Origin of the sequence: Pseudomonas sp. MWU13-2105 (assembly GCF_023242315.1) — a bacterium.
Lineage (GTDB): Bacteria > Pseudomonadota > Gammaproteobacteria > Pseudomonadales > Pseudomonadaceae > Aquipseudomonas.
The window spans coordinates 1-815 of record NZ_JALLIY010000073.1; the positions used below are offsets into that span (position 1 = coordinate 1).

Below are 815 nucleotides of genomic sequence, written 5' to 3' on the forward strand. Positions count from 1 at the left end.
CGTTTCACATTTTCTATCGCCGACTGGGTCAACAGTTGGGTCGATGCACTGGTGACCAACTACGGTGATGTGTTCCGCCAGATCTCCGACACCCTGCTATGGGCCATCGTCAACCTGGAAGGCCTGCTGCGCCTGGCGCCCTGGTGGCTGATGCTGGCCATGGTCGGCGGTATTGCCTGGCACGCCACCCGCAAATGGGTGACGACGCTGGTGATCGTCGGCCTGTTGTTCCTGGTGGGCGCGGTTGGCCTGTGGGACAAGCTGATGCAGACCCTTGCGCTGATGCTGGTGGCGACGCTGATTTCGGTACTGATCGGCATTCCCCTGGGTATTCTCTCGGCGCGCAGCGATCGCCTGCGTTCAGTACTGATGCCTTTGCTGGACATCATGCAGACCATGCCCAGCTTCGTGTACCTGATTCCGGTGTTGATGCTGTTCGGCCTGGGCAAGGTCCCGGCGATCTTCGCCACGGTGATCTACGCGGCGCCGCCGCTGATCCGCCTGACCGACCTGGGTATCCGCCAGGTCGACGGCGAGGTGATGGAAGCGATCAACGCCTTTGGCGCCAACCGCTGGCAGCAGCTGTTCGGCGTGCAACTGCCGCTGGCCCTGCCGAGCATCATGGCCGGGATCAACCAGACCACCATGATGGCGCTGTCGATGGTGGTGATCGCCTCGATGATCGGTGCCCGTGGCCTGGGCGAAGACGTGCTGGTGGGCATCCAGACCCTGAACGTCGGGCGTGGCCTGGAAGCGGGCCTGGCCATCGTGATTCTCGCGGTGGTGATCGACCGCATCACCCAGGCCTATGGTCG

At 63.1% G+C, this 815-nt stretch carries 1 protein-coding gene; it reads left to right on the forward strand.

Going from position 1 to position 815, the window contains the following annotated elements:
- The coding region (locus M5B96_RS32345) for an ABC transporter permease (protein ID WP_248801223.1) at nucleotides 1-815 on the forward strand (815 nt) is incomplete at both ends.